7 protein-coding genes are annotated in these 6924 nt (G+C 65.9%); all 7 read left to right on the forward strand.

Annotation, left to right across the window (positions count from 1 at the left end; all coding sequences use genetic code 11):
• The coding region (locus ACOJVU_RS17240) for a hypothetical protein (RefSeq protein ID WP_421530887.1) at window positions 1-72 on the forward strand (72 nt) is incomplete at its 5' end.
• 7 nt (window positions 73-79) lie between these two features.
• Entirely contained in the window at window positions 80-922 is an 843-nt protein-coding gene (locus tag ACOJVU_RS17245; RefSeq protein ID WP_421530881.1) for an MlaE family ABC transporter permease, read from the forward strand.
• A 12-nt stretch (window positions 923-934) separates the two neighbouring features.
• The gene (locus tag ACOJVU_RS17250; RefSeq protein WP_421530882.1) at window positions 935-2137 is read left to right on the forward strand and encodes an MCE family protein; all 1203 of its coding nucleotides are present in this window, start codon (window positions 935-937) and stop codon (window positions 2135-2137) included.
• Window positions 2137-3189 carry an MCE family protein gene (locus ACOJVU_RS17255; RefSeq protein ID WP_421530883.1) on the forward strand — a complete coding sequence of 351 codons (1053 nt, stop codon included), beginning with the start codon at window positions 2137-2139 and terminating at the stop codon, window positions 3187-3189. The genes ACOJVU_RS17250 and ACOJVU_RS17255 overlap by 1 nt, the downstream gene beginning before the upstream one ends.
• Window positions 3179-4243 (forward strand): virulence factor Mce family protein, encoded by a 1065-nt coding sequence (locus tag ACOJVU_RS17260; RefSeq protein ID WP_421530884.1) that lies wholly within the window; start codon window positions 3179-3181, stop codon window positions 4241-4243. Before ACOJVU_RS17255 ends, ACOJVU_RS17260 begins: the two co-directional genes overlap by 11 nt.
• A gap of 38 nt (window positions 4244-4281) precedes the next feature.
• Window positions 4282-5697, forward strand: coding sequence for a virulence factor Mce family protein (locus ACOJVU_RS17265; RefSeq protein WP_421530885.1), 1416 nt, complete (start codon window positions 4282-4284; stop codon window positions 5695-5697).
• Entirely contained in the window at window positions 5694-6857 is a 1164-nt protein-coding gene (locus ACOJVU_RS17270) for a virulence factor Mce family protein (protein ID WP_421530886.1), read from the forward strand. The genes ACOJVU_RS17265 and ACOJVU_RS17270 overlap by 4 nt, the downstream gene beginning before the upstream one ends.
• Window positions 6858-6924 lie beyond the last annotated feature (67 nt).

The raw sequence follows: 6924 nt of genomic DNA on the forward strand, positions 1-6924 counted from the left end.
TACGCGTTCATCTGTCTGTTCGTCATCAACGTGGTGACGACCGCGATCGGCGTGCGGATCTCGGCCAAGTGACGACGCGATGAGCTACGACGTCACCCTGCAGTTCCGCCGCGTCATCTCGCGGCTTTCCGGACCCGTCGACGACTTCGGCGAGCAGGCGTTGTTCTACGGCCGGACCATGCGTTATGTCCCCAATGCGCTCACCCGGTATCGCACCGAGACGATCCGTTTGATCGCCGAGATGACGATGGGCACGGGGGCGCTGATCATGATCGGCGGCACCGTCGGCGTCGCGGCCTTCCTGACGCTGGCCTCCGGCGGTGTCATCGCAGTCCAGGGGTACTCGTCGCTGGGCAACATCGGGATCGAGGCACTGACCGGTTTCCTGTCGGCGTTCCTGAACGTCCGCGTCGTCGCGCCCGTCATCGCCGGTATCGCGCTGGCGGCCACCATCGGTGCGGGTGCCACCGCGCAACTGGGTGCCATGCGGGTGTCCGAGGAGATCGACGCAGTCGAATGCATGGCCGTGCACTCGGTGTCCTACCTGGTCTCGACCCGGCTGATCGCCGGCCTGATCGCCATCGTCCCCCTGTACTCGTTGTCGGTGCTCGCCGCGTTCTTCGCCGCCCGCTTCACCACCGTGTACCTCAACGGGCAGTCCAAGGGCCTCTACGACCACTACTTCAACACCTTCCTCGTGCCGTCCGACCTGCTGTGGTCTTTCCTGCAGGCCATCGTGATGTCGATCGCGGTGATGCTGGTCCACACCTACTACGGCTACAACGCCAAAGGTGGGCCGGTAGGTGTGGGCATCGCGGTCGGCCAGGCGGTGCGGACCTCCCTGGTCGTGGTCGTCGTCATCACGTTGTTCATCTCGCTCGCCGTGTACGGCGCGTCCGGTAACTTCAACCTCTCCGGGTAAGGGGAGCGCTCTATGGCAGATGGCGAGTCTCGGCGATCGACGGTACGGCTGGCAGCGGTGCTGCTGGCCGGCCTGATCGTGGGGTTCGTCGTCCTGACTTACCTGTCCTATACGGCGGCTTTCGCCTCGACCGACACCGTCACCGTGTCGGCACCGCGGGCGGGGTTGGTGATGGACAAGGGCGCCAAGGTCAAGTATCGGGGCATCCAGATCGGCAAAGTGACGGCGATCGATTACGCCGACGATCGGGCTCGCCTCACGCTGGCCGTCGACAGCAACGACATGCGCTTCATCCCCTCCAACGCGACGGTGCGTATCGGAAGCAACACGGTGTTCGGCGCCAAGGCGGTGGAATTCCTGGCCCCCCGGACGCCGTCGGCGACCTCCCTGCGCCCGGACGCGCACGTTGCCGCCTCGGTGGTACAACTGGAAGTCAATACGCTGTTCCAGTCGCTCATCGAGCTGCTGCACAAGATCGATCCGGTGGAACTGAACGGGACACTGAGTGCCCTGGCCGAGGGCCTGCGTGGTCATGGCGACGACGTAGGCCGGCTGCTGGCAGGATTGAATACGCTGACACGCCAGACCAATCCGAAGCTTCCCGCCTTGCAGCGGGACTTCCGTGAGGCCGGGACCGCCACCAACATCTACGCCGAGGCCGCCCCCGACCTGAACAGCGCCATCGACAACCTCCCGGCGATCAGCAATACGGTCGTCGACCAGCAGGGCAACCTCGACGACACGTTGTTGGCCACGATCGGCCTGGCCGACAACGCCCACGACGCGGTGGCACCGGCCGAACAGAACGTGATCGACGCGGTGAACAGGTTGCGGGCCCCGGTCAAGGTGGCCGCGGACTACTCACCGGAATTCGGTTGCCTGTTCGCGGGTATCGAACGCGGCATCAAGGAGTTCGCGCCGCTGCTCGGTGTGCGCAAAGCGGGACTGTTCACCTCGTCGAGTTTCGTGCTGGGCGCGCCGTCCTACACCTATCCGGAGTCCCTGCCCGTCGTCAACGGGTCCGGTGGCCCGAACTGCCGCGGGCTGCCCGACATCCCGACCAAGCAGAACGGCGGATCCTGGTTCCGGTCCCCGTTCCTGGTCACCGACAATGCCAACATTCCCTACGAGCCGTTCACCGAGTTGCAGTTCGACGCACCCTCGACGCTGCAGTTCTTGTTCCACGGCGCTTTCGCGGAACGGGACGACTTCTGATGGCGGCCGCGGACATGCCCTCGCACCGTTCGGTGGTGATCAAGGTGAGCGTCTTCACGGTGGCGATGCTGCTCGTGTCCGCCGGGCTCGTGGTGGTCTTCGGCGACTTCCGATTCGGATCCGAGGGCACCTACCACGCGACCTTCACCAACGTGTCGCGGTTGAAAGCCGGCCAGAAGGTCCGCATCGCCGGAGTTCCGGTCGGCGCGGTGCAGGGCATCAGCCTGAACCCCGACAACAGCATCGACGTGAAGTTCGGGGTCGACAAGCGCTACACGCTGTACTCGTCGACGCGTGCGCTGATCCGCTACGAGAATCTGGTCGGCGACCGGTTCCTGGAGATCACCTCGGGTCCGGGCGAACTGCGCAAGCTGCCACCCGGGGGGACCATCGACGCGCAGCACACCCAGCCCGCCCTGGATCTCGATGCGCTGCTCGGCGGGTTGCGTCCGGTTGTCAAGGGGCTCGACGCCGACAAGATCAACACGATCAGCGGCGCCGTCATCCAGTTGTTGCAGGGTCAGGGGGGAGCGTTGTCGAACGTGTTGGCCGACACCAGCGCCTTCTCGTCGGCGTTGAGCAATCGCGACCAGCTCGTCGGGGACGCGATCACCAACCTCAACGCGGTGCTGGGCACCATCGACGCCAAGAGTGCGCAGTTCTCGGCCAGCGTCGACCAGTTGCAGAAACTGATCACCGGGCTGGCCGGGCACAAGGACGACATCGCGGGCGCCATCCCTGCACTGGCCTCGACAACGACGGATCTCACGCAGCTGCTGAAGAATTCGCGCCGGCCGCTGCAAGGCATCCTGGAGAACACCCGGCCGCTGGCCACCGAGGTGGACGAACGTAAGGCTGAGGTGGACAACGACATCGAGCAGTTGGGCGAGGACTATCTGCGGCTGAGCGCGCTGGGCGCCTACGGGTCGTTCTTCAACGTCTACTTCTGCTCCGTCAGGATCAAGATCAACGGACCGGCCGGCGGCGATATCCTGCTACCCATCGGCGGCCAGGTCGACCAGAGCAAGGGGAGGTGCGCTTTTGCCAAGTAATCCCCAGCGTGAGCGCGACCCGCTGCGCACCGGGATATTCGGCCTGGTGATGGTGGTCTGCATCGTGCTGATCGCGTTCGGTTATGCCGGGTTGCCGTTCTGGCCGCAGGGCAAGGTCTATGACGCGTACTTCACCGATGCAGGCGGCATCAACCCGGGCAACGCCGTGTACGTGTCCGGCTTCAAGGTCGGCAAGGTGCAGGCCGTCGGCCTGGCCGGCAACAGTGCCAAGGTGACCTTCACGGTGGACCGGCACGTCGCCGTCGGCAACCAGTCGCTGGCTGCGATCCGCACCGACACCATCCTCGGGGAGCGCTCCGTTGCGGTGAGTCCGGCCGGCGGCGGCACAGCCACCAGCATTCCGCTGAGCCGGACCACCACGCCGTACAGCCTGGCCGGTGCACTGGAGGATCTGGGTCAGAACGCGCACAACCTGAACAAACCGCAGTTCGAGCAGGCCTTGCACGTTCTCACCGACACGCTGCACGACGCCACCCCGCAACTGCGCGGCGCGCTGGACGGGGTGACCGCGCTCTCGCGCACCCTGAACCGTCGTGACGAGGCACTGCAAAGCCTGCTGGCGCACGCCGAGTCGGTGTCGTCGGCGCTGGCCCAGCGCGCCGGACAGGTGACCAAGCTGGTCGACGACGGCAACCAGTTGTTCGCGGCGCTCGACGAACGGCGCGCAGCGCTGGGCCGATTGATCTCGGGCATCAGCGCTGTCGCGCAGCAGATTTCAGGCTTTGTCGCCGATAATCGCAAGGAGTTCGGCCCGGCGCTGGGCAAGCTCAATTCGGTGCTGGCCAACCTCAATGAGCGCCGCGACTACATCACCGAGGCCCTCAAACGGCTGCCCACCTACGCCACCGAGCTGGGCGAGGTGGTCGGTTCCGGGCCCGGCTTCAACGTCAACGTCTACTCCGTCCTGCCCGCGCCGATGATCGCGATGATGTTCGACTTCTTCTACCAGCCGGGCAAGCTTCCGGCCAGTCTCGGCGACTACCTGCGCGGTCTCATCCAGGAGCGCTGGATTATCAGGCCCAAGTCACCATGAGCGAGTCACCATGAGCGAGTCACCATGAGCGAGTCGCCATGACGAGGCGGATCCCGGTCGGCCGGGGGCTGCGCCGCCTGAGCGCCATCGCGCTGGTCGTGGCGCTGCTGGGAGGCGTGTACGTGCTCACTGCGCACGGCAAGAGCCGAACCGTCGTCGGCTACTTCACCTCGGCCGTCGGCATCTATCCCGGCGACCAGGTCCGGATCCTCGGCGTCCCCGTGGGGCACATCGACACGATCGAACCGCGGCCCTCGGACGTCAAGATCACCATGTCGGTGTCCGACCAGGTCAAGATTCCCAAGGGCGTGCGTGCGCTCATCATGTCGCCGAACCTGGTGGCGGCGCGGTTCGTTCAGCTGACCCCGGCGTACACGGGCGGGGCGGTGCTGCCCGACGGCGCCGGCATCGACCTGGCCCGCACCGGTGTCCCGGTGGAATGGGACGAGGTCAAGGAGTCACTGACCCAACTGGCCGTCCAGCTCGGGCCGACCGGATCTGTCGGGGGGTCGATGCAAGGGCCGTTGGGCGCGGTGATCAACCAGGCCGCCGACACGCTCGACGGCAACGGGGAGTCGTTCCACGGCGCGCTGCGCGAGCTCGCACAGGTTGCGGGGCGGCTTGGGGATTCGCGCGGCGACCTGTTCGGCACGGTCAAGAACCTGCAGGTGCTGGTGAACGCGCTGTCGTCGAGTAACGAGCAGATCGTGCAGTTCGCCGGGAACGTCGCGTCGGTGTCGCAGGTGCTCGCCGACAGTTCCCGCCACCTGGACACCACGCTGGACACCCTCAACAAGGCGCTCGCGGATGTCCGGGGCTTCCTGCACGAGAACAACTCGACGCTGATCGACACCGTCAACCAGCTCAACGACTTCGCCCAGACGCTGAGCGACCAGAGTGACAACATCGAGCAGGTCCTGCACGTGGCGGGCCCCGGAATCTCGAACTTCTACAACATCTACGACCCCGCGCAGGGCACGCTCAACGGGCTGCTGTCGATCCCCGAGTTCGCCAATCCGGTGCAGTTCATCTGTGGCGGGACTTTCGACACGGCCGCCGGGCCCCGCGCGCCCGACTATTTCAAGCGCGCCGAGATCTGCCGTGAGCGGCTCGGGCCCGTGCTGCGCCGGCTTGCCGCGAACTACCCGCCGATCATGTTCCATCCCCTCAACACGATCACCGCGTACAAGGGGCAGATCATCTACGACACCCCGGCTACCGAAGCCAAGGCTGCGACGCCCGTTCCTGAGCTGACGTGGATACCGGCCAGAGGCGCCACATCGCCGGCCCCGGAGAACCCGGCGGATCTGCAGGCCCTGCTGGTGCCGACGGCTCCGCAGGCCGGTGCCGCCCCGGGGCCGGCGCCCGGTCCGCCCTCGGCGTTGGGTCCGCTGCCGGGCCCTGCGCCCGCATCCGGCGCGACGTCACCCGCTGAGGGCGGTGGTGGCCGATGAAGCGAATTGTTTTGCGCAGCAGTGTGTTAGCGGTGGGCAGTGCGTTGGTGGCCGGTTGTCAGTTCAACGGTCTCAACTCGCTGTCGATGCCGGGTACCGCCGGTCACGGCAGCGGCGCCTACTCGATCACCGTCGACATGCCCGACGTCGCGACGCTGCCGCAGAACTCGCCGGTCATGGTCGACGACGTCACCGTCGGCAGCGTCACGGGCATCTCCGCCGAGCAACGGCCCGACGGCTCCTTCTATGCAGCGGTGAAGCTGGCGCTGGACAAGAACGTCGTGCTGCCGGCCAACGCGACTGCGACGGTCGCCCAGACGTCCCTGCTCGGTTCCATGCACGTCGACCTGGCAGCCCCGGAGGGCGTGCCGGCGGTCGGTAGGCTGACCGACGGTGCGAAGATCCCGGAGTCGCGCACGGGCCGCCATCCCACCACCGAGGAAGTGCTGTCGGCCCTCGGTGTGGTGGTCAACAAAGGTAATGTCGGCGCGTTGCAAGAGATCACCGACGAGACCTACCAGGCCGTGGCGGGACGGCAGAGTCAGTTCGTCGACCTGATGCCCAGGCTGGCCGAACTGACTGCGGGGCTCAACCGTCAGGTCGACGACATCATCGACGCGGTCGACGGGCTGAATCGATTCTCGGCGATCCTGGCGCGCGACAAGGACAACCTGGGCAGGGCGCTGACCACGCTGCCCGAGGCGGTCGGCGTACTCAACAAGAACCGGGACCACATCGTCGAGGCGTTCAGTGCGCTGAAGCGGTTGGCGACGGTCACTTCCCACGTGCTGTCGAAGACCAAGGTGGACTTCGCCGAAGACCTCAAGGGCCTGTACTCGGTGGTGAAAACGCTCAACGACAACCGGAAGAACTTCGTCACCTCGCTGCAGATCCTGTTGACGTTCCCGTTTCCCAACTTCGGGATCAAACAGGCCGTGCGCGGCGACTACCTCAACGTGTTCACCACGTTCGACCTGACCCTGCGCCGCTTCGGCGAAACATTCTTCACCACAGCGTATTTCGACCCGAACATGGCGCACATGGCCGAGATCCTCAATCCGCCCGACTTCTTGACCGGCGAACTGGCCAACCTGTCCGGACAGGCAGCCGATCCGTTCGCGATCCCGCCGGGTACGGCGTCGGGTTCTCGGGACCGGTAGGGGGCGGCGTAGATGCTCGACAGACTGACCAAGGTCCAGCTGGCCATCTTCGGGGCGATCACCGTGA

This window comes from Mycobacterium sp. THU-M104, assembly GCF_049197365.1.
Lineage (GTDB): Bacteria > Actinomycetota > Actinomycetes > Mycobacteriales > Mycobacteriaceae > Mycobacterium.

Bases quoted from the DNA above. Each gene is read 5' to 3' on its own strand.
- ACOJVU_RS17255 (WP_421530883.1), top strand. From the start codon at position 2,137: ATGGCGGCCGCGGACATGCCCTCGCACCGTTCGGTGGTGATCAAGGTG.
- ACOJVU_RS17250 (WP_421530882.1), top strand. From the start codon at position 935: ATGGCAGATGGCGAGTCTCGGCGATCGACGGTACGGCTGGCAGCGGTG.
- ACOJVU_RS17245 (WP_421530881.1), top strand. From the start codon at position 80: ATGAGCTACGACGTCACCCTGCAGTTCCGCCGCGTCATCTCGCGGCTT.
- ACOJVU_RS17270 (WP_421530886.1), top strand. From the start codon at position 5,694: ATGAAGCGAATTGTTTTGCGCAGCAGTGTGTTAGCGGTGGGCAGTGCG.
- ACOJVU_RS17265 (WP_421530885.1), top strand. From the start codon at position 4,282: ATGACGAGGCGGATCCCGGTCGGCCGGGGGCTGCGCCGCCTGAGCGCC.